We start from the raw sequence: 23010 nt of genomic DNA, 5'->3' as shown, positions 1-23010 counted from the left end.
CTGTGCGCTTTTATCGCTGCATATTCATATCTTATTCAGAACCCCAAAAATTATAAAAATTATACCACTGGTCGGGATACCGCCGGATATAGCGTTCAAAAACCGTCACCAGACACTGCATACCGCTGCGGATAGCCTCGCCATGCTGACCGTGCCCGCCCCTGAAGTAGATCGCCTCATCCATCAGGGTTGAATATTTCCCGTTTTCCATGGGAACAAATACCGGGATAACCGGCGCGCCGCTGGCAAGTGCCAGATAGGCCGGCCCGACCGGGATATCAGTAGGAATGCCGAAAAAATCCAGCCTGATTGTGTGGGATGAGCCGTCACGATCGCCCAGCAGCGCCAGCACCTCGTTGCGCCGCAGGGCATTGACCGCCTCGATGATCGCCAACGGCGACGCATCATGCCGGTCGACGTAGATGAAGCGGATGCCACGCTCCTGCCGGACCTCCTCACGCAGGTCATTCACTTTTTCATCCGGCTCACGGAAGGTCAGCACATTGACCGTGTACCCCAGGTCGGCCAGACCCAACCCGCCCAGTTCCCAGTTGCCAAGATGAGGCGACACCAGAATTGCGCCGGTACCGGCCGCCAGCGCCTGATCCAGGGGTGCACTGCTGCTGCGCTGCCCGATCAGGGCCTGGAGTTTTTCACCCCTGAGCCGCATCATCAGCATCACATCGCACCAGTTGTGCGCAAACATGCGAAAGGCTGAAAACACCAGCGGTTCCACACGGTTCCTGCCGGTAACAACCCGCAGGTTGGAACGCACAGCCCGCCGGGTACCGGTCAGCAACAGGTAAAACAGACCGCCCCAGAAAAAGGTGAAGGGGGGGAACAGCCGGCGCGGCACCAGGATGGTGAACAGCTTGATCAAGAACAGGTTGAGGCTGCTGTAAAATGTCAACGTGCTGTCTCGTCAGCAACTGGTGATGAATATGGTGCCTGTACCAGGAACGTCATTTCTTGCTTCCGGTTTTCTTGGACTTTCGCGGATGATCCTTGAACTCTTCTTCCCAGACCGTATCGGCTATCTCCGCATAGGCATCAGAGTATTGATCCATCTGGTCAGAAAGCGCAGTAAAGATCTCGTCCGCACCATCGTGAGTGGCATAGGCACCTTCCGACTGAAAAATTTCACGCCCGACATCGGGATGGTCAATCAGCATACAGGGCCGCAGCAGGTTGTCATGCCCGCCCTGCTTTTCCCTGATCTTTCTGAAAAACGGTGATGCCAACGCATCCCGCAGGGTTGTGCGCCGGATATTGTCAACGGCTACATGGCAGAAGACACACGGTTCGATATCGCCGTTGGCATTGATATGAAAATATTTTCTCCCACCGGCCAGACAACCGGAAACGATCGGACCGTCATTCCAGAAATCGATGAAGAGCATCGGCTTGCTGTCACGGAACCCGGCCACGCTGCGGCGCAGACCATCCCGCTGTTCCGGGGTGGGCATCAGCCCGGTATCCGGCTTTCTCCCGACCGGGACGTAGGAGAACAGCCACAGGGCAAAGACCCCCTTGGCCAGCAGCATGTTTATATACTCAGGATTGGTGATGATGTGTGAGTTTTTGCTGGAATGAGTGAAGGAGCCGCAGAAGGAGAGCCCCCCTTCGCGCAGCAGATCCATGGCCCGCATGACTTTCTTGAAATGCCCCGCGCCGCGGCGTTCGTCGGTTTCCGGCTCATACCCTTCCAGGGAGAAGGACGGCATGACATTGCCCACCTCGGTCAGTTTCTCAACCATGGCCTCGTCGATCAGGCCGCCGTGGGTGAAGACCAGAAAGGCCATGTCGCTGTGCTTCCTGAATATGTCAAAGATGCCCTGCATGTAAAAGGGTTCACCGCCGGAGATAACGGCAAAGTAGATGCCCATCTCTTTCATCTGCAGCAGCACCGAATCCAGCTCTTCCAGGGAGAGTTCCAGCGACTTGCCGTAGTCACCGGCATAACAGCCGTAGCATTTAAGGTCGCACTTCATGGTGGGGCTGATCACCACCGTTGAAGGGGGGTAGAAGCCGTTGAGATCGGCCCATTCCTTACGCTTGTTTGTCCCGTTCAGCAGGTGATTGATGGCCAGGTTGCTGATCCATTTGTCACGCTGGTTGGGGTGCAGGTCACGCAGAATCCGCCGTGGAAACTCGATGCTGGGGTGTTTGTCACGGACCAGACCCCTGATCCAGCGGATGCGTTCTTTGTAGTAGTCCTTCTTGGGGATCATTTCCATCAGATGGGTCATCTTGATCAGGGTTTCATCCGATGAATTGGTCGCCATGTTCAGGAGATAGGAAAGCACTTTCTCTCTGGTGTAGGTTTTGAGGGTGTTAATCATGCTGTAGATGCCTCGTCACATATTGCGTAAAAATGTCATACTGATGTTGACCGTATCCTTGAACGGCCGATAGTGGCTGGTTGAGCGACCATCGGCTACCCGTGCTTCAATCGGGAGAGAACCGACCGTAAAACCACACTTCCAGGCCTTGAGGAAGATCTCCATCTCCAGAGCGTAGCCATTCGACTGCAGTGATACCTTTTTCAATACCTCACAGTCATAGTACCTGAAACCGGACTGACTGTCAGTAATCTCAAAACCGGTCCGCTTCCAGATACACCAGACACCCACCCGGTTCCAGAATTTCCTGAGACCGGCCATCTGTTCGAACTGGGAGTGCCGGGACGCAATCAGGATTCCCCAGCCCCCGCTTTGCGCAGAAGCGACCAGCTTTGGAATAGCTGAAACGTCATGCTGGCCGTCGGCATCAACCGTGACCACACCATCACAACCGGCAGCAATCGCCCAGGCAAATCCGGTTTTCAGGGCAGCGCCCTTGCCACGATTGTGTTCATGGCGGAGCAGCGACACCGGCAATTCCGATATCCGGCCGGACGTATCATCATAAGAGCCGTCATCCACAACCACCACCGGCAGGCCATGCCCCAGACACTCCTGAACCACGGCCAGAATGGTTTTTTCTGCATTATATGCAGGGATCAAAATGCAGGGAGTAGTCAATTGATTGCTAGTTCCTTGAGGGTGGTAAAGCGATAATGACTCAGAAGCGCTTTTAATCGTGGAGCAGCATCCCTTCGTGTTCCGTAGGCAACAAAACTCTTCAGCAATGGCAATTCCAGCCGGGGACCATCCGGATCAATTTCACGAGGATGAAGATACAGAACGGCCGGCTGCTGCAAGCTGTTCAACGTATCAATGGTTTTTGTGATCATGGTCAAAGGGAAAAATCTGAATCCCCAGCCGCCACCTGTCGGCAGATTTCCCAGAATCGTTGGAGTCACCATCGGTGGATATTCGGTGATTTCTCCAGCACGTTCGTTCATAACAAAGGGGGTCCGGCTGCCGTTCCGGTTGCCGACAAACGGAAGCGGATTGAGACTGGAGTCATACAGGTACCCCTCTTCCTTCAGGATTTGAAAAGTCCATGGCTGCTTTTCGGACAGAGACCATTGCGGAGCCCGGAACCCTACCGGCTTTTGGCCGGTCTGTTCAAGCAGGAGGCTGTCAGTGCGTTTGATTTCATCCCGGAACTGATCAGGAGACAATTGGCTCACCAGGGTGTGGGAATACCCATGGGATGCGATCTCATGACCGGCTGCAGCAATCATTGGCGCCAGGGATGGGTCCGATTCCGCGACAGAACCGAGTATAAAAAATGTCCCCTTTTGATTGTACTCTGACAGCAGTGCCAGTATTTTCTCAATATTACCGTTCAACCGCGATGTGTCACCGGAATGCACTGCCGATACCCCGCCGGTTCCGCATACGTGATACCAATCCTCTACATCAACCGTCAAGATATTTTGGCATACGTGCATCAGCTATTCTTCGCAGCAGCCAATAGATTGTGCATACGGATTCAGCATGATAATTTGTCTACAATTTTATTGCAAAGTTTTCGATCTTTATCAGTAAAATTCAAATCCACCCTTCTTCCTTTTAACCCTATATGAAAATATTCAATATTTTGTACACCTATCGGCTTGGCGAACAGGCGAAACGTTTTTCTTACATTTGTCAATACGGGTACCAACAGCCCGGGCAATGCGCTGGTTGTAATCAACATGCCTTTAATTTTCTTTTTGATCGGCCTGATTTTCGGTGAGTACATATTATCAGACCAGTAACAGAAAACACCCATCCGTTCCAGCATGATCCGCATTATTGAAGGGAGATCGTAACAATTGACCGGTGATGAGACGATAAGTTTTTCTGATATCAGTACTGATTGTAACAGATTGTCCATATCATCTGAAAGATAACATTCACCAAGTGTCTCTTCAGGAGCTTTCATGCACACACGGCAATTGCTGCATTGCTTGATCTTCATGTCTCTGAGCTTTATATAGTGGTACTTCTTGTCGTTACTGTCTAAACCGTCGCACAATTGCTGGCAAAGGATATCATTGATTCCGTTTTTCCGGGGAGAAAGATTCAAAATTGTAATCACAACAACTCCGTAAAGGATAATTCAGTAAATTACGCCGAAATTTTATAATGACATCAGCCGTTACATTGCTGCGGCCTGCAGTCTATCATCTGAAGAGCGTGAGCGGGAACCTCGGGAAAAAGCCCACAACCGGTGAGCATGCCCCCCCGGGTGATTGTTAAGAGAATAAAACCGGTACATACTTCCGTGAGATTATCTACCACTGACGTAATCAATAAGCATTGTCAAATGTTTTTCCGATAGAGATCGGATTTACGCAACTGCTTTTCCCTCGACTCTGTGGTATAGGTATTCACGCGGCAGCCGGAAACAGTGTGAACCAGAGAAAACCTGTTCCAAGCGGAGTATTCGAGTGAAAATAGTATTTCTTCACCCCTATGGCAGTAACTTCATCAAGGGTGTGAATGACATCACCACCATCTTCAACCTGATGCCGCCCTTGGGGATTTTGAGCATCGCGGCCTGGCTGGAAAAGCATGGCATTGATGTGGAGATTATCGACGGGTATGCCAGTCGGGAATCCCACGCAGTGATGGTCGCCAAAATTATCGCATCCGGCTGCAGTGCAGTCGGCTTTTCCTGCACCACTTCGTCGTTTCCCGAAACAAACCGCATCGCCACATTACTGAAGGAAAAGGCTCCGCAGATAACCACCGTTCTCGGAGGGGCCCACGCCTGTACGATTGGCGCGCCTTTGCTGGACTCCTATCCGGCCCTGGATTACCTGGTAATCGGTGAAGGGGAAAATACCATGCTGGACCTGGCCCGCGCCGGGTTTTGCAACGTGGAACAGATTCCCGGCATTGCCCATCGCAGTAACGACGGCAAGGGGGTCTGCTCCGGGCAGCGGGAGCTGATCACGGACCTGGACAGCCTCCCCTTCCCGGCCTACCACCTGCTGCCCGATTTTCCCCGGCTCTACCGGCTGCCGCTCTTCAGCTACGCCAAATCCCCCAACACCAGCATCATCTCCAGCCGCGGCTGCCCTTATGCCTGCTCCTATTGCGACCGCTCGGTCTTCTCCCGCGGCTTCCGCTTCAATTCACCGGAATACATCCTGGAGCATGTGGCCATGCTGAACCGGGATTACGGCATCCGCCATGTGTTCTTTTACGATGACCTGTTCACCTTTGATCGCAAACGGGTAGCAGAGTTCTGCGAACTGAAGGCGAAAAAGGGGATCAGGGTCAAATACAACTGCATCGCCCGCCTGGAGCATGTGGACGCAGAACTGTTGGCATTACTGAAGGGTTCCGGCTGCTGGCAGGTCAACTTCGGCATCGAGTCGGGTGACCCGGAGATTTTGAAGCAGCATCGCAAGTTTTACAGACTGGATGAGGTGGGACAGAAACTGTTGATGGTTAAAAAAGCCGGCATGCGGGTCAAAGGGCTGTTCATGGTTGGCCTGCCGGGTGAGGATGAGGCCGCCATCCGCCGCACCATCGACTATGCCCTGTCGCTGCCGCTGGACGAGATCAACGTCACCAAGTTCACCCCCTTCCCCGGCGCCCCGGTCTACAGCACCATCCGCGAATTCGGGGAATTTGACGAGAACTGGGAGCTGATGAACTGCATCAACACCGTCTTCGTTCCAAAGGGAATGACCAGGGAGCAGATCAATGGTCTGTATGACGAATTCATCCGCCGGTTCTACCATCGCCCGCGCATCACTCTAGGCTATGCCAGGATGCTCTGGAAATCACCCCACAGTTTTTATTCATTTCTGAGCCATCTGCCGGAGATACTTGCCTTTCAGATGAAGCAAAAATGGTAATTTAATTACACACTCTATCCATAAAGTTTCAACACGGAGAACCACACCTATGTCAAGAATAAGCCTGCCCCTGATCTTCACACTCATCGTACTGTTTTTTCCTCCTGCTGCCAGGGGCGACAACGTGGTTTCCACCGCCAAAGGTGAATTCGGCTTACTGGCTGGCTACGGCAGCTCCTTCGTCGGTTTTGGCACAACTCGGCACCAGGTACAGACCCTGGATGCGATTATCCGGGCTGGCTTTTTCCTCTCGGAGGACGTTGGAAAAGGGAGCTGGTATCAGGGACGACACGAACTGCTGTTGGAACTGCCCTACCACATGGCAATTAATTATGGCGGACGCTCCATGGTGGGCGGATATATGCTCGGGCACTGGCGCTTTACTGCGTTGGATGGCATGACCCCCTATGTGCTGGCCGGGGGCGGACCGTTGTTCGTGGACCTGGGACTGCCGACCATGGGGACGAAACTCTGCTTCAGCTATCAGGGGGGCACCGGACTGCAATATTTCATAGACCGGAACACCGCGCTGAATGTGGAATACCGCTATCATCACATTTCCAACGCCGGCACCGCCAGTCCCAACGAACCAATCAACTCCAACAAGATTCTGATGGGTGTATCGGTGTATTACTGAGAAAGACAGTGGTATCAGCACAATATTTCGATATAGTAATGGCTCAGGCAACGGGATATTTGACAGGAATTCAGTAACATGGTAACAGCAGGACAGTACAAATCAGGTGTTTTTCAGACAATCCATACCAGGAGATACCCGACATGTTTGGAAAAAAGGCCCAGTTGGAAGAGGCAGATGCAACGATCAGACAGCTGCAGGATCAGCTTGACAAGTATAAACGGCATTACGAGAAACAGCAGGAATATATCGAAGGTCTCTACGATGTGATCGGCGACCTGTCGCGCCAGCTCGGCTCGGTGCTGCAGAAAGAAAATCTGGAACGGCTGCAGACCAACCCTTACCTTGAAGACAACAGCAATTTCATTCTTGACCTGCACACCCTTTTCAGCAACAAAATTAAAAAAGGGCTGAATGTAACCTGCTATTTCGGCAAGGACCTGGCAGAAATCAAGCGAAAATTTCAGGACCGTGATTTCAAGAACTACAATCTGATTCACCTGACCGAACGTTTTACGCTTGATGACCTGCGCAAACTCTTCAAGGAGTGGATGTGGAAAAAACCATTGGCAGAAGGGCTTGTCGCCATACGGAAAGAAAGAGAGCTCGACACCGAAAAGTGATGCTGATTTCTGCTGTTTTCATCATTGCCTGAACCGGGCAATTCCCTGAAACTGCTGACTACTTCAGGCCATACAGCTGCCGGTAGGTTGCTGCAGAGGCATAAACCTTTTTGACGTAATCACGCGTTTCCTGATACGGAATGCTCTCGATGAACTCGTCCTTCTTCAGCACCCTGTAATTTTTCCTCCAGCGATCCACTGCCGCGGCACCAGCATTGTACGCTGCTATCGAGTACACAACATCCCCGTCATACTCTTTCAACAGATCACGAAAATGGCGCGTGCCCAGCCTGATATTATAATCCGGAATAACAAGATTCTGCGGATTGAAGGCACCATTCTCGCGAGCGGTAGCCTTGGCAGTGGCCGGCATGAGCTGCATCAACCCGATGGCGCCGGCATGTGATTTGATCGCAGGGGTAAACCCGCTTTCGGCCCGGATCAGGGCATAGATCAACCCCTCAGAAAGCGAATTGTCTGCGGTGTACCGGGCAACAGGAGCGCTGTAGACTAACGGATATCCGGCACTCCAGAGCGGCAGACTGGCCGTATCCCATTTCACCGGCCGATTATGAAGAAACAGGGCAATGGCCGAACTGTAGTCCTTCATTTCCAGATAGGTGCGCGCCAGGCCGGGAAAGAGCGACTTCTTGTCACCAGCCTTTTTCCGGGCTGCCGTCATTTCCGTACGGGACTCGTCCGCCATCCCCAACAGCGCCAACAGCCGGGGCTTTTCAAAACCGGCAGCCAGCGGTAATTCAGCCAGCGCACTGCGCTGGCCCAGCGCTTCGCGCACATCCCTGATCCCCTTCTGATCCCGGTACCAGGTAGCATAAAAACCGGCCGGGTAGTCATTCAGCAATACGCGGTAATAAGAGTCCGCTTCAGCGCTGGCGGTATGTTCAAGGGTCCGGGCCAGCCAGTAGATGACTTTTTCCCGTATAGCTTCATCTTTGAGCAAGGGTTTGAACACTTCTGCCGCAACAGCATATTCGCCGGCAAGATAATGGCACCAGCCGGATTCCCATGCGGCCCGGGAACTGAATTTTGAATCCGGGCAGTTTTTGAGGATCTGCTTGTACAGGCGCGCCGCCTCACTATAACTGCCCTGGCTGCGGCGCAGTCCGGCAGCTTCCATCAGGGCATCATCCGCATATTCCTGTTTTTTGCCTTCTCCGGCCAACTCCATATACAGTTCAAACGCACGCTCGTTCTTGTCCTGGCGCTCCAGCGTCTTGGCCAGCCAGAAACGGGCTTCGGAACGAATCCCTGGGATCGTCGTACCGGCTGCCTTTGTCAGACTCTTTTCGGCCTCTTTCCAATTTCTCAGGCGGTAGAGAGCCATGCCGCTGCGCAACTCAATGCGGTCGGCGACAGCCGGTGCCTGTCCTTCTGTCGGGATCGACCGGAGTACCCGCAGCGCACCGGAATGTTCATTCTGGGCTGCAAGCGTCGATGCCCGTTTCAGGAGCTCTTCAGTGGTATAGGGAGCATTTTTTACGCCGGATTTTTCCAGTTCTTTGAGCCGTTCCTGGGATTTCGCCGACTGGACAGCCGTCGGATTGTTCAGCCAGATCGTGCGATAGATCGCGACACTGCCGTTCCTGTCACCTGTTTCTTCCCGACAGCGGGCAGCCTGATAAAGTGCCTCCACGGAATCAGAGCCGGATGGATATTTTTCCACAAACGCCTGATAGGCCTTGAGGGCAGCAGGATAATCACCAGACTCGTAGACTATATCCGCATGCAGTTTTGCAGCGCGGCGAAGCAGCAGCGACGCCGGGAACCCCTTCGGCATGGATGCAGCCTTAGCGGCTGCTTCCGGATATCTTTTCAGTTTCAGCAGCGATTCGGCCTGGTACAGAACGGCATAATCAGCCGCAAGCGGCAGTTTCGACTCAGCTTCAATCAGCAGCGGCAGCCCCTCTTCGGCCTTTCCCATTCGCAGCTGCGACACACCCAGCAGAAATGTCCTCTGTGGAGAATCACCCGCCTTTTTGGCTATACGAACCGCATCGATATAGTCCTTGTCGCGAAACTGCGCAGCAGCCTGGGCAAGCAGATCATCGGCACCTGAGGAACATGGTGGCGGAGAGAGGAGAACTACAGCTGTTACGGCAACGGCAATCAATTTTACAGAATAATGCAACATGCAACCTGCCTTTCGTAAAAAATGGCCCTGGGCAGACGCCCTTGGCCATTGCGATTATGAACCCTTCAATCAATAAGGAGACGGCCGGCCTTACATTACCACTTCCGCCTGGTCAACTCTTCCTGATAAAACTTGTGGTACAGGATATCCCAGTCGCGGCTGCCCGGAACCTTTGTTTTCAGCTTGGCGCGTACCGCTTCTTCAATCTCTTCAGCGACATGAAAATATGCCGTCAACGACTCCTTGATACAATCCAGAGCACGTCGTTCGTCAGTCCAGTCAGCCAGGTCGTCGCGCCAGATGCGCTCCACAATCTGGTGGGCCAGATGTGATATGCGGTCTTCGGATATACTCATAACACCCTCATAATACTATCTTCCGCTCTTTTGCCAGTTTTTCCTTGATCATCCTGAGCATTTTGCGGCGGTCGATGTCAGCGGCAGCCCGCCCCAGGCCGGCGATGGTTTCATCCAGCAAACGCTCGGCGTCCCGCTCCAGGGATTGTTCACTGCTGATATCCCCGGCAATGGCTTTCGCAATCCCCTCAACCACTGCCCCCCGCTCGCGCCGCGGCGTTATCAGGCCGGCAGCGGACAGGTCATTGTATACCTTCTCGGACAACCGATGGATCTGATCTTCCTTTAATCGCATAGAGCCTCAAATAAAAAGGCCCGCCTTCCGGCAGGCCCTTCAGGGAACATCCCGTTTACTTTAATGTTTTCAGAAAGCCCAGCAGGGCATCCATATCCGGCTTTGACAGTGTTCTGAATGAGGGCATCGAACTTGAGGCATTCCGTTTCTTGGGATTTTCAAGCTGGGCCTTCAGATCACCTTCGTTCAATCGGGAAGCCACCTTGGTCAACTCGGGTCCAATGGCGCCGCCTTTAGCCTTGACACGGTGACACATGGCACACTTCTGATTAAAGAGCTGCTCGCCCCTGCTCTCGGCCCGTGCAATCACGGCAGGTAGCAAGATCGCCGCACACACCAGAACCACAGAAACTTTTCGTCTCATACCGCCTCCCCTCACCTCAGTTTAAAGTGGACTTATTCTACCTGTTCCAGATAAAATTGCAATTCATTATGTTCTCACGCCTCTATATCCATATACCCTTCTGTCAGCAAAAATGCCCGTACTGTGCGTTTTACTCTCAAGAACATTCAGGCAATGATCTGAACCGCTATGCCGAGCTGCTGTGCAGCGAGATGAACCTCGTTGCAAAAGAGACAGCCACGCGGCCGAAGCTGGATTCCATCTATTTCGGCGGCGGTACTCCGTCATTAATGGATCCCCGGCAGATAGCCCTCCTGCTGGAACAGGCAGAACGCACCTTCGGGCTTGCAGACCGTGCTGAGATCACCCTGGAGGCCAACCCCGGAACCGTTGACTTCCGGCGGCTGTCTGATTTTCGCCGGGCCGGGGTCAACCGCCTTTCTCTGGGCATCCAGTCGTTCGATGACCGGATGTTGGCAAAACTGGGGCGCATCCATACAGCAAAGCAGGCCCAGACGGCCTTCAGCGCGGCACGCAGGGCGAATTTCCATAACATCGGCATTGATCTGATCAATTCCCTCCCCGGGCAGACCTTGGAAGCGTGGCGCAAAGACCTGAAGCAGGCCCTGAAGCTTGCCCCGGAACACCTCTCGGTCTACGGACTGACCATTGAAGAAAATACCCGCTTCGCTGACCTGTACACAGAGGACAGCACACTGCTCCCGGATGAGGACCTGGCTGCGGAGATGTTCGAGACAGCAGACGACCTGCTTGGGTTACACGGCTACGAACATTACGAGATTGCCAACTACGCACGGCCCGGATTTCGCTCTCAGCACAACAGCGGCTACTGGCACAGAGACGGCTATTTGGGAATGGGTGCCGGAGCCCATTCCTATCTGCTGGATGCCGCTTACGGAACCCGCTTCAGTAATGTAGCTGACCTGGATGAGTACACCCGTGCAGTCCAGCAGGGTGAACTTCCCCGCCGTGACACCACACAGCTTTCCCGTGAAGACGCAATGGCCGAGCATATGTTCCTGGGATTGCGCATGTCGGATGGCGTTATCTTTGAAACCTTTGAACAGAAGTTCAGAACCGGGCTTGAGGATTTATTCGGGAAAGCGCTTGCTACAGCACAGAAACAGGGACTTCTGTCAAAAAAGCCTTCCGGAGTCCGACTCACGCGACGCGGTATGCTGCTGTCTAACCAGGTGTTTCTGCAGTTCCTGGCATCATGACGGCCAGAGCACACAAACTCTGCAGCAAATTAATTTAATAGCGTAACACATCGTTACTTCAGCAGTTATTATAATATGACCGTTGCAGCACGAAAATAGTTATTGACCTGAGCTACTCCGTAGGCTATAAACATGTTTCTTCAATTGTCGCGGGGTGGAGCAGTCTGGTAGCTCGTCGGGCTCATAACCCGAAGGTCAGAGGTTCAAATCCTCTCCCCGCAACCAAAACAAATATCGCCTCTTTGGTTCTCTGGACTAAAGGGGCGTTCTTAAATTTTTGGCTGCTTAGCTCAGCTGGCTAGAGCAAGCGACTCATATTCGCTAGGTCCGGGGTTCGAGTCCCTGAGCAGCCACCATTCAAAAGGCGCCTTTACAGGGCGCCTTTCTTTATTTCCGGCCATCAGGGGATGCTTGCATTTCATCGCCTGAAACCATATACTTCGGCACTATTATGTAAGTTCGAAATGTTTTTTCGCTTTTTGAAAAAAGTCATTTCGATAACGCACTTATCCGGTTTATCCGGACTACGTACTTCAAGGAGAATAGCGTGATCCAGATCGATTTTGACAAGATGGGCGGCCTGATACCGGCCGTTATTCAGGACCATGAGAACGGCGAAGTGCTGATGGTGGCCTTCATGGACAAGAAGACCCTCGACCTGACGCTGAAAGACGGCAAGACCTGGTTTTTCAGCCGCACCCGCAACAAATACTGGATGAAGGGCGAGGAGTCCGGCAACACCCAGGATGTCGTCGAAGTACTGACTGACTGCGATGCCGATACCGTCATCATCAAGGTCAGACAGAACGGTCCGGCCGCCTGCCACACCGGCAATCGCAGCTGTTTCTACGTAAAATGGGAAAACGGGGAATGGGTGGAGCACTCGAACCCGCTGTTCGATCCCAAGGAGGTCTATAAAAAATGAGCCATTTACTCAACCTCGGTATCCCCAAGGGGAGCCTGGAAGAAGCAACCGTTGCTTTATTCAAGAAATCCGGCTGGCAGATCAGCATCTCGTCACGCAGCTATTTTCCCGGTGTGGACGATGAGGAATTGAACTGCAAGCTGATCCGTCCGCAGGAAATGGGCAAATATGTGGAGCGCGGCACGATCGATGCGGGCATCGCCGGGCGCGACTGGGTCCGTGAGAACGATTCCGACGTTATCGAAGTCTGCGAGATGGTCTATTCCAAGGTCTCACGCCGTCCGGCCCGCTGGGTACTGGTGGTCAACGGTGACTCCAAGGTCCAGGGCCCTGAGGACCTGCACGGAGCCACCATTTCCACCGAGCTGGTCGGATTTACCACCCGTTACTTCGCCGAGCGCAACATCCCGGTCAACGTAGAGTTTTCCTGGGGAGCCACCGAGGCCAAGGTCGTGGACGGCCTGTGCGACGCCATCGTTGAAGTGACCGAGACCGGTTCGACCATCAAGGCCAATGGCCTGCGCATTGTCTGCGAACTGATGGAATCTGTGCCGGTCCTGATCGCCAGCAAGGCGGCCTGGGAAGATCCCTGGAAACGCGCCAAGATTGACCAGATCGCCACCCTGCTGAAATCATCCCTGGCCGCAGAGGGCATGGTCGGCCTCAAGATGAATGCACCGGCCGACAGGATCGAAGCCATCACCAACATGCTGCCGAGCCTGAAAAATCCGACCGTATCGCACCTGTACAAGTCGGATTGGCTTTCCATCGAAAGCATTCTGTCAGAAAAAGAGGTCCGCCGGATCGTGCCGGAACTGATCAAACTGGGAGCGGAAGGCATCATTGAATACCCGTTGAACAAGATCATCTGACCCATGCTGACCTATATAATCAAACCCTGTGATCACTGCCGCCGGCTGGAGAGTTTCCTGCGCACCCTCCTGCCGACGGCTGCCGCGGCCTACCCCCGCAAACTGATCAAAAGCGGCGCCGTCAAGCTGAATGGTACGGCCTCCTCTCCGGATACCTTGCTTACCTGCAACGATACCGTCACCCTCAAGGAAAGTGCCGTCCTGACCGCGCTGCTGCGTGAAGACCGACCCGCACTTGACATCCTTTATGAAGACAACCAGATAACCATAGTCAACAAGCCTGCCGGACTGGCCATGCACCGCACAGCAGAACTGGAAGACGACCTGGTCGAACAGGGCACCGCCTATATGGAGTGGCGGGCCACCCCGTGCAAACTGTACCCGGTCAACCGACTCGACCGGGGGACATCCGGCACCGTCATCCTCGCCAAAAGCTCCTCCTCGGCCGGCATCTACGGCCGCCAGGTCAAAGACACCGGCCTGGACAAACTCTATCTGGCCCTGGTGGAGGGTTCCCCCCCGGCCAGTGGTGTGATCGACCTGCCGCTGGATGACAAGGAATCCGAGACCCGCTACGAGATCATGACCGCCGGATCCGGCTGCACCCTGCTGGCGGTCGTTCCGATCAGTGGCCGCATGCACCAGATCAGGAGACACCTGGAAAGCATTGGTCACCCGGTGCTGGGAGACAAGCGCTACGGCAGCCAGGAGCTGCCGGATTACGAAGGATTCGCCCTGCATTCATTCAAAACAGTCCTGATACGTCCGGACAGCGGACCACTGACGGTCTGCGCCCCTCTTCCTGACGGGTTTCTGGAATTATGCGAGCAGAGAGGCATCGCTACACCAGAACTGCTTTCTGCCGTGCAGCGACTGATCCCGTCCTAGCACGAAATCAATTCAATTCTGCTGGCGGAGAAAAATACAGGAGGTCTTGACATGAGCGCTCAAACCATCTTCATCACCGGTGCATCGTCCGGCTTCGGAGCAGCCTGCGCCCGTAGCTTCGCCCGGTCCGGCAATCGCCTGGTGCTGACGGCGCGGCGAATTGACCCGCTCCTGGCGCTGCAGGAGGAACTTTCCACAGCAGCCGAGATCCATATTATCCCGCTGGATGTCAGCGACCGCGAGGCGGTGCAGGGCGCGGTAGAGGCCCTGCCGGAACGTTTCCGCGAGATCGACGTACTGCTCAACAACGCCGGCCTGGCTCTAGGGCTGGAACCGGCCCATCAGGTGAATCTGGACGACTGGGAGACCATGGTGGACACCAACATCAAGGGGCTGATGTACTGCACCCGTTTGATCCTGCCCGGCATGGTGGCCCGCAACCGCGGACATATCGTCAACATCAGCTCCACGGCCGGTGCCTGGCCCTATCCGGGCGGCAACGTCTACGGCGCTACGAAGGCCTTTGTGACCCAGTTTTCCCGCAACCTGCGCAGTGACCTGTTGGGAACACGGGTGCGCGTGAGCTGCATCCAGCCCGGCATGGCCGAGACCGAGTTCTCGAAGGTGCGCTTCAAGGGGGACGACGACAAGGCCGCCCAGGTCTACGCGGGGACTGAGGCGCTGACTGCTGACGATATCGCCGAGACCGTGGCCTGGGTTGTCAACCGTCCGCCCCATGTCAATATCAACACCCTGGAGATCATGTCCATCGACCAGGCCTGGGGACCGTTCGCGATTCACCGCGACAACCTGTAACGCACACACTAAAGGAACTAACATGGCAAAAGAAATCTACGTAGGACATATCTCGGAGAACGCCACCGAAGAAGACGTCTGGAAGCTGTTTTCAGTCATGGGTACGGTCACCTCCGTGCACCTGATCATTGACCCGGAAACCGGGGAGTTCAAGCGCTGCGGCTACGTGCGCATGGCATCCGGCATCAGCCTCGAGGAGGTTGTCGAGACCCTGGACGGCACCTACCTGATCGACCGGGAAATTGTCGTCAGCATCGCCCGCCCCCAGAAGCCGGGCATGTCCAAATCCGGCGGCAACAAACAGCCCTGGATGAAAGCAGGCCCCAAACCGGGCGTTCAACCCGGAATAAAGCCGGGAGCACGACCAAGGCCAAAGGCGGATTCTCCGCCGGATCAACGCAACAAGCCAGCCAGAGCTGCAAAACCGGGTGAGAAACCAGCGGCCCGGCCAGGCGCCAGGCCGTTCCAGGGCAAACGTCCGGGGAGTTCCGCAACAACCCCTCGCACCCGCTCACCGAAGTAACAACAACACGACAACAATACGAAAAGGAAGCCGCCCAAATGAGGGGCGGCTTTCTTTTTTTATTAACAATCATACCGGCATGTTACACTCATTACATACACGAAAACCCTGCACAAGTATATGGAGTAAATCCCACACAGGGCAGAAGGTAAAACCGGCGCAGGCAGCCACACCCTTACCATACATAGTTCTGCAATATCTCCACGTGCATTGTCCGCTGTTTTTGCTATACTTCGACTCCAGAACACCTTTGACTCCACCCACAAGGAGATACCCATGTCACACTGCTCACGCTATTCACTACTGTTGGCCCTGCTGCTGACACCGGTCGTTGCCTTCGGTGCCGACCTGCAGCGCCTGCAGACGACACCCCTCATCACGTCCGTGACCGTCTATCCCGACCGGGCCATGACGACCCGCACCGCCGGCCTGACCCTCAAACCGGGCAGCTACCTGGTCGCGTTCGACAACCTGCCCACCCTGATCCAGGATGATTCCGTGCGGGTCGAAGGAAAGGGCACGGCCGGGGTGACGATTGTCGGGCTGGAGACAAAACGGGAATTCCTGGAAAAGAGCGGCGACAAACGGGTCAAGGAGATCGATGACGAAATCCGCACTCTGGAACGCCAGTCAGGATCAATTGACGCCCGCAAGGCCGGGCTGACTTCCCAGAAGGCCTTTCTGGATTCGATCCGTGTCGCCTGGGGTGACCGCATCTCCAAGGAGCTGGCCATCGGCCGCCCTACCACCGCCGAGTTACAGGACGCCTCGGGTTTTGTCGGCAGCGGGGTAAGCAAGATCGAGGAACAGAGCCGCGACCTGGATGGTGAAAAGCGCCAGATCAAGGACAAGATTGACGCCCTGCGGCGCCAGCGTGACGAGATCAGCGGTGCCGGCCGCAAGGAGAGCAAGAGCGTCGAGGTTACTCTGGAGGTGACCCGCCCCGGAAACCTGACCCTGGCCCTTTCGGCGGTTACCGGGCAGGCCGGCTGGGAACCGTCCTACGATGCACGTCTGGCGGCGGATGGGAAAAGTGCCGGCCTGACCTTCCGCGCCCTGGTGCGCCAGCTGACCGGCGAAGACTGGACCAATGTGGAACTGAACCTCTCTACCGCCCGTCCGGCCGCCGGAGGGGCACCACCGGAGCTGTATCCCTGGCGGCTCTCCTTCTACCGCCCCATGCCGATGGCCGCCCCGGTGATGTCGGCCCCGGCTCCCATGCGGGCAAAAAAGATGGAGGCCCGACGAGCCATGCTGGACGCGGAAGAGGCTGAATCGGACGAAGTCATGAAGGAAACCGTACCGGCCGAATATCTGACGGCCCAGGCCAGCAGTGAGCAGACCTCCGTCAGCTTCCGCATTCCCCGTACCGTGGATATTCCCTCCGACAACCGCCAACATGGCTCGGTAGTGGCCATGGAACAGCTGCCGGTCAACCTGGAATTCCTGGCAACCCCCAAACTTTCGCCGCTGGTCTTTCTCAAATCAGAGATCGTTAATCACGCCGGCTATCCGCTTCTGCCGGGTCGGGTCAGTATCTTCACCGGTAACACCTTTACCGGCAATTCTTACCTCAAGAAAGTGGCGGCCGGCGAGAAGTTCGATCTGTTTTTCGGCAGCGACGATCAGGTAACGGTCAAGCGTGAGGAGTTGAAACAGCACAAGGAGGCCGGACTGTTCGGCAAGAACCGCATGAGCTACCGCTACCGCATCGAAGCGGCCAACTTCCGGGCCGAAGACCAGACCGTGACGATCCGCGACCAGCTGCCGCTGGCCGGCGATGCCGAAATCAAGGTAACCCTGGACGAACCGTCCATCAAACCGGATGAGATCAAGGCAGACGGGCGCCTGACCTGGAAACTGCCGCTGAAGGCGGGGGAAAAGCGGGAACTTACATTCGGTATCGTGGTGGAGTACCCCAAGGAGCGGGAGGTTACGGGGTTGTAAATTCTGTCAGGTGCTTCCTGACCCGCATCGGGACGTGTTTCTGCTGCAGCTTGAGATTATGCCGCTCTGTGATGGCGTGGTGCTGGAAATAGCGCTGCCACAGGGCGGCATAGTCTTGTTCGGCGGCGGTGATGCCAGGTTCCGCGGTCAACTCGATATCCCGGATCAGCCGCCATGAGCGCAGATCAAAGAGTGCCGCCTGGTTGCGGCGCAGGTCATGGATCATCCAGGGGCGATCCCCCACCCGCTCCGTAAAGTGCGGTGCGATCAAGGGGAGGATATCCGCTTCCGGTTCGATGGTGGCGTACAGGAACCCGGCCGTCACCTGGCGAAAACGGACAAAGCCCTTGAACTTGTGGGCCTCGTGGGAGACGTGCCGGGCAATGCGGTTGATTGAATATACCGGCTCCTTCGCCAGCATCCCGCACAGCCCCCTGCCCCGCTCCAGACCCAGCCGAAGATAGTGCCACAGGAGCTGCTCTACTCCCTCCTGCTGGCTATGAAAGGCATAGCGCGCTGTGGCAAAGGCATCCTGCGACACGGCTGCCACAAACCGCTGCCGAAAGTCCACGGCGCGATCCCGCTCGGTTGCCACCTCGCAGATGTCGCCGGCAAAGAGCCCGGCTTCGGCAGCATCTCCCGCCGGTACGAATTCCGGGAATTCACCCCCCTGCTCCAGGCAGCTTGCCACCGCGCAGAGGAATCCTTCAAAACTGCCGTCAAAACGGTAACTCACCATCACAACTCCCCTGTCACCGCCGAGATGTCCGGCACAACGGCAAACAGCTCCAGCTGATCCAGGCGCGCCGGTCGGCGGGTCGGTGCCAGCATCCGCTCCATCAGACGCGGTCCGTCCAACCGGATCCCCCCCAGATAACGGCCGCTCGCGGTCAGGAAATAGCGGGCCCGCTTCATCACGACACCCAGTTTCTTCAACTCCACCTCCCCTAGGCGTGTTCCGCGCCGCGCCTGCACGATGCGCTGGGCCGAACGGACGCCGATCCCCGGCACCCGCAGAAGGACCTCGTACTCCACCCGATTGACCTCCACCGGGAACAACTCCAGGTGGCGCAGGGCCCAGTCACTCTTGGGATCGAAACGCATATCCAGGTTGGGACGCGTCTCGTCCAGCAGTTCGTGGGCGCTGAAACCGTAGAAGCGCAGCAGCCAGTCAGCCTGGTACAGGCGATGCTCCCGCAGCAGTAGCGGTGTGGGGAGTGCCGGCAGACGGCTGTCCATGGATCCCGGTATATAGGTCGAGTAGTAAACCCGCTTCAGCTCCAGTTTCCTGTACAGCCCCTCCGTCAGGGTGATGATGTCGCGGTCGCTCTCCGGCGTGGCCCCGACGATCAGCTGGGTGCTCTGCCCGGCCGGGGCAAAGCGGGGGGCACGACGCGACTTCGTACGTTCTTCCCTGGCTTCGAGGAGCAGCCCGCTGACCTGGCGCATCGGGTTGATGACCGACTCGCGCGGCTTGTCCGGCGCCAAGAGAGCCAGGCTCTGCCTGCTGGGGAGTTCGATATTGATGCTGACCCGGTCGGCATAGCGCCCCGCCTGGGCAATGAGCAGCGGATCGGCCCCCGGCACCAGCTTGAGATGGATATAGCCGTTGAAACGTTCCACCTCTCGCAGCCGGCGGACCACGGCGATCAGCTGTTCCATGGTGTAGTCGGTGGAGCGGATCACGCCGGTGCTGAGGAACAGCCCCTCGATGTAGTTGCGGCGGTAGAAGTTCATCGTCAGATCGACAATCTCGTCGGGTGTAAAGGCGGCGCGGGGAATGTCGTTGGAGCGGCGGTTGAGGCAGTAGGCGCAGTCGTAGATGCAGGCGTTGGTCAGGAGGATCTTGAGCAGCGAGATGCAGCGGCCGTCGGCGCTCCAGGTGTGGCAGATACCGCTGGCAGCAGTGCTGCCGAGGGCCCCGGCCTTGCCGGAGCGGATGCTGCCGCTGGATGAGCAGGAGACATCGTACTTGGCGCTGTCGGCCAGGATCTCCAGGCGCTGTTCAAGGGGGAGTGAAAACATGGGGAAAGGATACCACCGTGGTGCGACAGAATACATCACCGCAAGGGGTTAAATGTCGCAGTTTTCCTGAAAATGCACGGTCATGTTCTCCAGTTCGAGCGCCGCCAGAGCCCCCAACTCGGGCCGTCCAAGAAAGACACAGCCATTGTCGAGCATGATCTTGTCGCTCTCCAGCGATGCCTCGATCCGTTCGCGCGAGACAGGCGTGTGGCCGCAGATCAGGCGCCGGCCGCCGATGCGCTGCCGGTCGACAACCGGGGAGCGTGTCCAGAGCATGGCGCTGGTATCTTCGAAGGGGCACAGGGGATCGAAATTGAGGCCGGCGTGGACGATGATGAAATCTGTCAGCATGATGTAGTGCGGAAGAGCGGTCAGGAATTCACGGTAGCGCTGAGGGATGTCACCCGGGCCGTCGGCCTGGAAGCTTTCCAGGGTGGTCAGCCCACCGTTGGCGGACCACAGGCTCAGGTAGTAATGATCTTCACCAGCATGCAGACACATCTCCTCGTGGTTGCCGCGAACACCATCGACAGCCACTCCGCGCGCCCGCAGTTCGAAGATGAAATCCAGCACCCCCTTGCTGTCCGGTCCCCGGTCGATCAAGTCGCCCAGCAGGTAGATGCGGTCATGGGGGGCAGGTCGAAGCGTTTCATTCACCAAACGCCTCAGGGTAGCGGCACAGCCATGGATGTCACCGATCACAAAGGTGCGGGGCGGCATGGCAATTCCACCTGTCACAGCGAAAACGGCCCTTCGCAGACGCTCTGTGCCAGCGGCCTCCGGTCATTGGGCGCTTCCCGGGACTGCAACTGTTCCGGAAGATCTTCAACCCTGCCCGGTCTGCCGATGGCGGCCATGGCCTCTATCTGGAATTCCGCCGGTATTCCCAGGGCATCCCTGGCCCGGTCGTAGTCAAAACCCTGCATTCCATGCACTACGAGCCCCAGCAGACTGCCCTGCAGGGTCAGGTTCATCCAGGCCGCACCGCTGTCATAGGAATGGGTGCGGCACGCTTTGCCGTTATCGAAGGTGGTTTTGGAAATCACAACCACCAGCACCGCGGCATTGGCGCACCACACCTTATTACTGTCCACCAACAGATCGAAGAACAAGGCCCAATGGCGACTGCTGCGGGTGGCGTAAAGCATGCGCCAGGGTTGGTTATTCATGGATGACGGCGCCCAGCGGGCCGCCTCGAACAGCGTCAACAGTTCCTCGCAGGGTATCTCCTCGCCCGACATGGCCCGCGGCGACCAGCGATCAACGAAGAGCCGCTCGACCGGATGATCCGCTTGACGTTTTTCACTGCCTTTTACCATGAGTCACCCCTTTTTATTACGCAACTGCCTGCAGTACAAAGCACTTGAGGTACTCGGACTCGGGGAACGACAACAGGACGGGATGGTCCGGGGCCTGGGAACAGGTGGCCACCAGCCGCACCTCGCGCCTGGCCAGCTTGGCGGCGTTGATCAGCATCTCGCGGAAGGGCTCGCGGCCCATGTGGAATGAGCAGGAGCAGGTGATCAGATACCCGCCCGGATCCAGCAGTTCCAGGGCGCGTCGGTTGACGGTCAGGTAGCCTTTGGTGGCCTCGGCTATGCTTTTGCGGTTCTTGACAAAAGCGGGGGGATCCATGATGATCACCCCGAATTTTTTCCCCTCATGTTTGAGCGATCGCAGCCGGTCGAAGACGTCGCACTCCTCGAAGACAACCCGGTCTGCCAGCCCGTTTAACCCGGCGTTGTGTGACGCCTGTTCCACGGCCCGGGCTGAGATATCCAGACCCAGGGCCGAAGCAGCCCCGAAATGTCCGGCATGCACGGCCCAGCTCCCGGCGTAGCAGAAGCAATCCAGCACCGCCCTGTCCCGGCAGATTTCATGCAGCAGCAGGTGGTTCTGTTTCTGGTCCAGGAACCCGCCGGTTTTCTGCCCCTCACGCAGGTTTATCAGGAAGCGCAGACCATTCTCTTCCATCTCCACCAGTTCGGGGATCTCTCCTGCCAGTACCCGTATCTGTTGATCCAGTCCTTCCAGGGCACGTACGGCCACGTCGTTGCGGGCAATGACACCCCTGGGAGAATAAACCCGCTGCAGAGCTTCCAGAATCAGGTCGCTGCGCCGCTCCATGCCGGCAGAAAGCATCTGAAGAGACAGATACTCATCGTATTTGTCCACCACCAGACCGGGAAGAAAATCGCTTTCACCGTACACGGCCCGGAAGGTCTTCATGGCGGGATAGATGGAGCGACGATGCTTCAGGGCAGCTGCAATGCGCTGTTCATAGAACTGGACACTGTCCACATCCTCCCGCTGGTGTGAAAGCATCCGGAACGCTATCAGTGATTGGGGGGTATAGTAACCGCATCCGAGAAAACTGCCGGCAACATCAAACAGTTCGGCGGAAATGCCGGCATCGCACGCCCCGTCGATCCGTTCGATCTCATTGCTGAAAACCCAGGGATGTCCTGATCTGATGCGGCGGTCTTCATGTTTTTTCAAACGGATTTTGGTCATGGTTTCACTTTCAGCGCTTCGGCAATGGTCATGCGTTCGGGTAGGCCATCGATATCTGAGTAAGAAAGAAAGAGAGCATTGACCGCCACCAGCAGCGTGTTGAGCCGATCAAGATCAATCGTGGCCGAACCCGGAACCGACTGTCCCTCTTCACTCAGGTTCAGAGGGCAGCAGTCGGACTTTTGCTCATGGCCTTCCGTATAGACTATCGGCAGACCGTGGGTGCGGCAGATGATCGGGCGGGCGTCATACAGCAGACAGCTGTGATCATCAAGCAAGGGGCAGCGTTCTCCCTCGGCATGCGCAGCCACATGCTGAAGGATAACGGCTTGTTGTGGATCCGGCAGGGCTTGAAGAGCGGCGTTCAGAGCTGCCGCCTCCACAGGGAACAGGGTGATTGCCGTGCAGCAGCTGCTGCACCCTTTGCTGCAGGTGATCTGACCGGCAAGAACATCATGAATTCCCTGGCAGAGGCCATCAACACGGGAGACCATCTGGTAATAATTTTCGAGCAGTTTATTCATGATCAACAGGTATCATAAAACCGGGTGAATTCAAAGCAACAGTTAGTGATATGCCGAGACGCAGCGGCATGAACGGAGGCTG

At 56.2% G+C, this 23010-nt stretch carries 25 protein-coding genes and 2 tRNA genes; 12 read left to right on the top strand and 15 right to left on the bottom strand.

What is annotated here, in order from left to right; all coding sequences use genetic code 11:
* Positions 1-31 precede the first annotated feature (31 nt).
* The 5 genes from ACOCF6_RS17000 to ACOCF6_RS16980 are packed head-to-tail and all read right to left on the bottom strand — an operon-like array spanning position 32 to position 4473.
* Complete coding sequence (locus ACOCF6_RS17000) at positions 32-910, bottom strand: lysophospholipid acyltransferase family protein (RefSeq protein WP_482461518.1); 879 nt, start codon at positions 908-910, stop codon at positions 32-34.
* A 52-nt stretch (positions 911-962) separates the two neighbouring features.
* Positions 963-2342 (bottom strand): radical SAM/SPASM domain-containing protein, encoded by a 1380-nt coding sequence (locus tag ACOCF6_RS16995; RefSeq protein WP_482461517.1) that lies wholly within the window; start codon positions 2340-2342, stop codon positions 963-965.
* Between the two features lie 15 nt (positions 2343-2357).
* Entirely contained in the window at positions 2358-3023 is a 666-nt protein-coding gene (locus tag ACOCF6_RS16990) for a glycosyltransferase family 2 protein (RefSeq protein WP_482461516.1), read from the bottom strand.
* Complete coding sequence (locus tag ACOCF6_RS16985) at positions 3020-3841, bottom strand: polysaccharide deacetylase family protein (RefSeq protein ID WP_482461515.1); 822 nt, start codon at positions 3839-3841, stop codon at positions 3020-3022. Before ACOCF6_RS16985 ends, ACOCF6_RS16990 begins: the two co-directional genes overlap by 4 nt.
* 41 nt (positions 3842-3882) lie before the next feature.
* Positions 3883-4473, bottom strand: coding sequence for a flavodoxin family protein (locus ACOCF6_RS16980; RefSeq protein ID WP_482461514.1), 591 nt, complete (start codon positions 4471-4473; stop codon positions 3883-3885).
* Positions 4474-4825: 352 nt separating this feature from the next.
* Here ACOCF6_RS16980 and ACOCF6_RS16975 point away from each other — a divergent pair, with 352 nt between their 5' ends.
* The 3 genes from ACOCF6_RS16975 to ACOCF6_RS16965 all read left to right on the top strand — a co-directional run bounded on the left by ACOCF6_RS16975 (position 4826) and on the right by ACOCF6_RS16965 (position 7507).
* Positions 4826-6247 carry a B12-binding domain-containing radical SAM protein gene (locus tag ACOCF6_RS16975; protein WP_482461513.1) on the top strand — a complete coding sequence of 474 codons (1422 nt, stop codon included), beginning with the start codon at positions 4826-4828 and terminating at the stop codon, positions 6245-6247.
* A 49-nt stretch (positions 6248-6296) separates the two neighbouring features.
* Positions 6297-6884 carry an acyloxyacyl hydrolase gene (locus ACOCF6_RS16970; protein WP_482461512.1) on the top strand — a complete coding sequence of 196 codons (588 nt, stop codon included), beginning with the start codon at positions 6297-6299 and terminating at the stop codon, positions 6882-6884.
* 143 nt (positions 6885-7027) lie between these two features.
* On the top strand, positions 7028-7507 hold the full coding sequence (locus tag ACOCF6_RS16965) for a hypothetical protein (RefSeq protein ID WP_482461511.1): 480 nt from the start codon (positions 7028-7030) through the stop codon (positions 7505-7507).
* 58 nt (positions 7508-7565) lie between these two features.
* Here ACOCF6_RS16965 and ACOCF6_RS16960 read toward each other — a convergent pair whose 3' ends face one another.
* The 4 genes from ACOCF6_RS16960 to ACOCF6_RS16945 all read right to left on the bottom strand — a co-directional run bounded on the left by ACOCF6_RS16960 (position 7566) and on the right by ACOCF6_RS16945 (position 10674).
* On the bottom strand, positions 7566-9659 hold the full coding sequence (locus ACOCF6_RS16960; protein WP_482461510.1) for a transglycosylase SLT domain-containing protein: 2094 nt from the start codon (positions 9657-9659) through the stop codon (positions 7566-7568).
* A gap of 95 nt (positions 9660-9754) precedes the next feature.
* The gene (locus ACOCF6_RS16955; protein ID WP_482461509.1) at positions 9755-10015 is read right to left on the bottom strand and encodes a DUF507 family protein; all 261 of its coding nucleotides are present in this window, start codon (positions 10013-10015) and stop codon (positions 9755-9757) included.
* Between the two features lie 7 nt (positions 10016-10022).
* Entirely contained in the window at positions 10023-10310 is a 288-nt protein-coding gene (locus ACOCF6_RS16950) for a DUF507 family protein (RefSeq protein ID WP_482461508.1), read from the bottom strand.
* A 55-nt stretch (positions 10311-10365) separates the two neighbouring features.
* A complete protein-coding gene (locus ACOCF6_RS16945; RefSeq protein WP_482461507.1) occupies positions 10366-10674 on the bottom strand; it encodes a c-type cytochrome in 309 nt (102 codons plus the stop codon).
* A gap of 68 nt (positions 10675-10742) precedes the next feature.
* On the opposite strand from ACOCF6_RS16945, the gene hemW reads away from it, so the two are divergent.
* From hemW to ACOCF6_RS16900, 9 genes are all read left to right on the top strand, one after another.
* A complete protein-coding gene (gene hemW, locus ACOCF6_RS16940; RefSeq protein WP_482461506.1) occupies positions 10743-11894 on the top strand; it encodes a radical SAM family heme chaperone HemW in 1152 nt (383 codons plus the stop codon).
* Positions 11895-12042: 148 nt separating this feature from the next.
* Positions 12043-12119, top strand: a tRNA-Met gene (locus ACOCF6_RS16935).
* 54 nt (positions 12120-12173) lie between these two features.
* A tRNA-Met gene (locus tag ACOCF6_RS16930) sits at positions 12174-12250 on the top strand.
* A gap of 191 nt (positions 12251-12441) precedes the next feature.
* On the top strand, positions 12442-12819 hold the full coding sequence (hisI, locus tag ACOCF6_RS16925; protein ID WP_482461505.1) for a phosphoribosyl-AMP cyclohydrolase: 378 nt from the start codon (positions 12442-12444) through the stop codon (positions 12817-12819).
* Entirely contained in the window at positions 12816-13691 is an 876-nt protein-coding gene (hisG, locus tag ACOCF6_RS16920) for an ATP phosphoribosyltransferase (RefSeq protein ID WP_482461504.1), read from the top strand. Before hisI ends, hisG begins: the two co-directional genes overlap by 4 nt.
* A gap of 3 nt (positions 13692-13694) precedes the next feature.
* Entirely contained in the window at positions 13695-14579 is an 885-nt protein-coding gene (locus tag ACOCF6_RS16915; protein WP_482461503.1) for an RluA family pseudouridine synthase, read from the top strand.
* A 51-nt stretch (positions 14580-14630) separates the two neighbouring features.
* Positions 14631-15395 carry an SDR family oxidoreductase gene (locus ACOCF6_RS16910; protein ID WP_482461502.1) on the top strand — a complete coding sequence of 255 codons (765 nt, stop codon included), beginning with the start codon at positions 14631-14633 and terminating at the stop codon, positions 15393-15395.
* Positions 15396-15417: 22 nt separating this feature from the next.
* Positions 15418-15918, top strand: coding sequence for an RNA recognition motif domain-containing protein (locus ACOCF6_RS16905; RefSeq protein WP_482461501.1), 501 nt, complete (start codon positions 15418-15420; stop codon positions 15916-15918).
* A 276-nt stretch (positions 15919-16194) separates the two neighbouring features.
* Positions 16195-17865 carry a mucoidy inhibitor MuiA family protein gene (locus ACOCF6_RS16900; RefSeq protein ID WP_482461500.1) on the top strand — a complete coding sequence of 557 codons (1671 nt, stop codon included), beginning with the start codon at positions 16195-16197 and terminating at the stop codon, positions 17863-17865.
* Here ACOCF6_RS16900 and ACOCF6_RS16895 read toward each other — a convergent pair.
* From ACOCF6_RS16895 to ACOCF6_RS16870, 6 genes are read right to left on the bottom strand one after another with little or no spacing between them, the layout of a single operon-like run.
* Entirely contained in the window at positions 17852-18604 is a 753-nt protein-coding gene (locus ACOCF6_RS16895; RefSeq protein WP_482461499.1) for a TIGR03915 family putative DNA repair protein, read from the bottom strand. The genes ACOCF6_RS16900 and ACOCF6_RS16895 overlap by 14 nt on opposite strands.
* Complete coding sequence (locus tag ACOCF6_RS16890; RefSeq protein WP_482461498.1) at positions 18604-19890, bottom strand: putative DNA modification/repair radical SAM protein; 1287 nt, start codon at positions 19888-19890, stop codon at positions 18604-18606. Before ACOCF6_RS16890 ends, ACOCF6_RS16895 begins: the two co-directional genes overlap by 1 nt.
* A gap of 48 nt (positions 19891-19938) precedes the next feature.
* A complete protein-coding gene (locus tag ACOCF6_RS16885) occupies positions 19939-20610 on the bottom strand; it encodes a metallophosphoesterase family protein (RefSeq protein ID WP_482461497.1) in 672 nt (223 codons plus the stop codon).
* Between the two features lie 14 nt (positions 20611-20624).
* Positions 20625-21209, bottom strand: coding sequence for a nitroreductase family protein (locus tag ACOCF6_RS16880; protein ID WP_482461496.1), 585 nt, complete (start codon positions 21207-21209; stop codon positions 20625-20627).
* A gap of 16 nt (positions 21210-21225) precedes the next feature.
* The gene (locus tag ACOCF6_RS16875) at positions 21226-22404 is read right to left on the bottom strand and encodes a class I SAM-dependent rRNA methyltransferase (RefSeq protein ID WP_482461495.1); all 1179 of its coding nucleotides are present in this window, start codon (positions 22402-22404) and stop codon (positions 21226-21228) included.
* A complete protein-coding gene (locus ACOCF6_RS16870) occupies positions 22401-22928 on the bottom strand; it encodes a YkgJ family cysteine cluster protein (protein WP_482461494.1) in 528 nt (175 codons plus the stop codon). The genes ACOCF6_RS16875 and ACOCF6_RS16870 overlap by 4 nt, the downstream gene beginning before the upstream one ends.
* Positions 22929-23010: the final 82 nt, after the last annotated feature.

The organism is Geobacter psychrophilus, assembly GCF_056821595.1.
This window is presented reverse-complemented; position numbering and strand designations above follow the sequence as displayed.

What these genes read in the sequence shown, in the direction of transcription:
- ACOCF6_RS16995 (WP_482461517.1), bottom strand. Translation starts at nt 2,342, where the DNA reads ATGATTAACACCCTCAAAACCTACACCAGAGAGAAAGTGCTTTCCTAT.
- ACOCF6_RS16985 (WP_482461515.1), bottom strand. Translation starts at nt 3,841, where the DNA reads ATGCACGTATGCCAAAATATCTTGACGGTTGATGTAGAGGATTGGTAT.
- ACOCF6_RS16970 (WP_482461512.1), top strand. Translation starts at nt 6,297, where the DNA reads ATGTCAAGAATAAGCCTGCCCCTGATCTTCACACTCATCGTACTGTTT.
- ACOCF6_RS16965 (WP_482461511.1), top strand. Translation starts at nt 7,028, where the DNA reads ATGTTTGGAAAAAAGGCCCAGTTGGAAGAGGCAGATGCAACGATCAGA.
- ACOCF6_RS16960 (WP_482461510.1), bottom strand. Translation starts at nt 9,659, where the DNA reads ATGTTGCATTATTCTGTAAAATTGATTGCCGTTGCCGTAACAGCTGTA.
- ACOCF6_RS16955 (WP_482461509.1), bottom strand. Translation starts at nt 10,015, where the DNA reads ATGAGTATATCCGAAGACCGCATATCACATCTGGCCCACCAGATTGTG.
- ACOCF6_RS16950 (WP_482461508.1), bottom strand. Translation starts at nt 10,310, where the DNA reads ATGCGATTAAAGGAAGATCAGATCCATCGGTTGTCCGAGAAGGTATAC.
- ACOCF6_RS16945 (WP_482461507.1), bottom strand. Translation starts at nt 10,674, where the DNA reads ATGAGACGAAAAGTTTCTGTGGTTCTGGTGTGTGCGGCGATCTTGCTA.
- hemW (WP_482461506.1), top strand. Translation starts at nt 10,743, where the DNA reads ATGTTCTCACGCCTCTATATCCATATACCCTTCTGTCAGCAAAAATGC.
- hisG (WP_482461504.1), top strand. Translation starts at nt 12,816, where the DNA reads ATGAGCCATTTACTCAACCTCGGTATCCCCAAGGGGAGCCTGGAAGAA.
- ACOCF6_RS16915 (WP_482461503.1), top strand. Translation starts at nt 13,695, where the DNA reads ATGCTGACCTATATAATCAAACCCTGTGATCACTGCCGCCGGCTGGAG.
- ACOCF6_RS16910 (WP_482461502.1), top strand. Translation starts at nt 14,631, where the DNA reads ATGAGCGCTCAAACCATCTTCATCACCGGTGCATCGTCCGGCTTCGGA.
- ACOCF6_RS16905 (WP_482461501.1), top strand. Translation starts at nt 15,418, where the DNA reads ATGGCAAAAGAAATCTACGTAGGACATATCTCGGAGAACGCCACCGAA.
- ACOCF6_RS16900 (WP_482461500.1), top strand. Translation starts at nt 16,195, where the DNA reads ATGTCACACTGCTCACGCTATTCACTACTGTTGGCCCTGCTGCTGACA.
- ACOCF6_RS16895 (WP_482461499.1), bottom strand. Translation starts at nt 18,604, where the DNA reads ATGGTGAGTTACCGTTTTGACGGCAGTTTTGAAGGATTCCTCTGCGCG.
- ACOCF6_RS16890 (WP_482461498.1), bottom strand. Translation starts at nt 19,890, where the DNA reads ATGTTTTCACTCCCCCTTGAACAGCGCCTGGAGATCCTGGCCGACAGC.
- ACOCF6_RS16885 (WP_482461497.1), bottom strand. Translation starts at nt 20,610, where the DNA reads ATGCCGCCCCGCACCTTTGTGATCGGTGACATCCATGGCTGTGCCGCT.
- ACOCF6_RS16880 (WP_482461496.1), bottom strand. Translation starts at nt 21,209, where the DNA reads ATGGTAAAAGGCAGTGAAAAACGTCAAGCGGATCATCCGGTCGAGCGG.
- ACOCF6_RS16875 (WP_482461495.1), bottom strand. Translation starts at nt 22,404, where the DNA reads ATGACCAAAATCCGTTTGAAAAAACATGAAGACCGCCGCATCAGATCA.
- ACOCF6_RS16870 (WP_482461494.1), bottom strand. Translation starts at nt 22,928, where the DNA reads ATGAATAAACTGCTCGAAAATTATTACCAGATGGTCTCCCGTGTTGAT.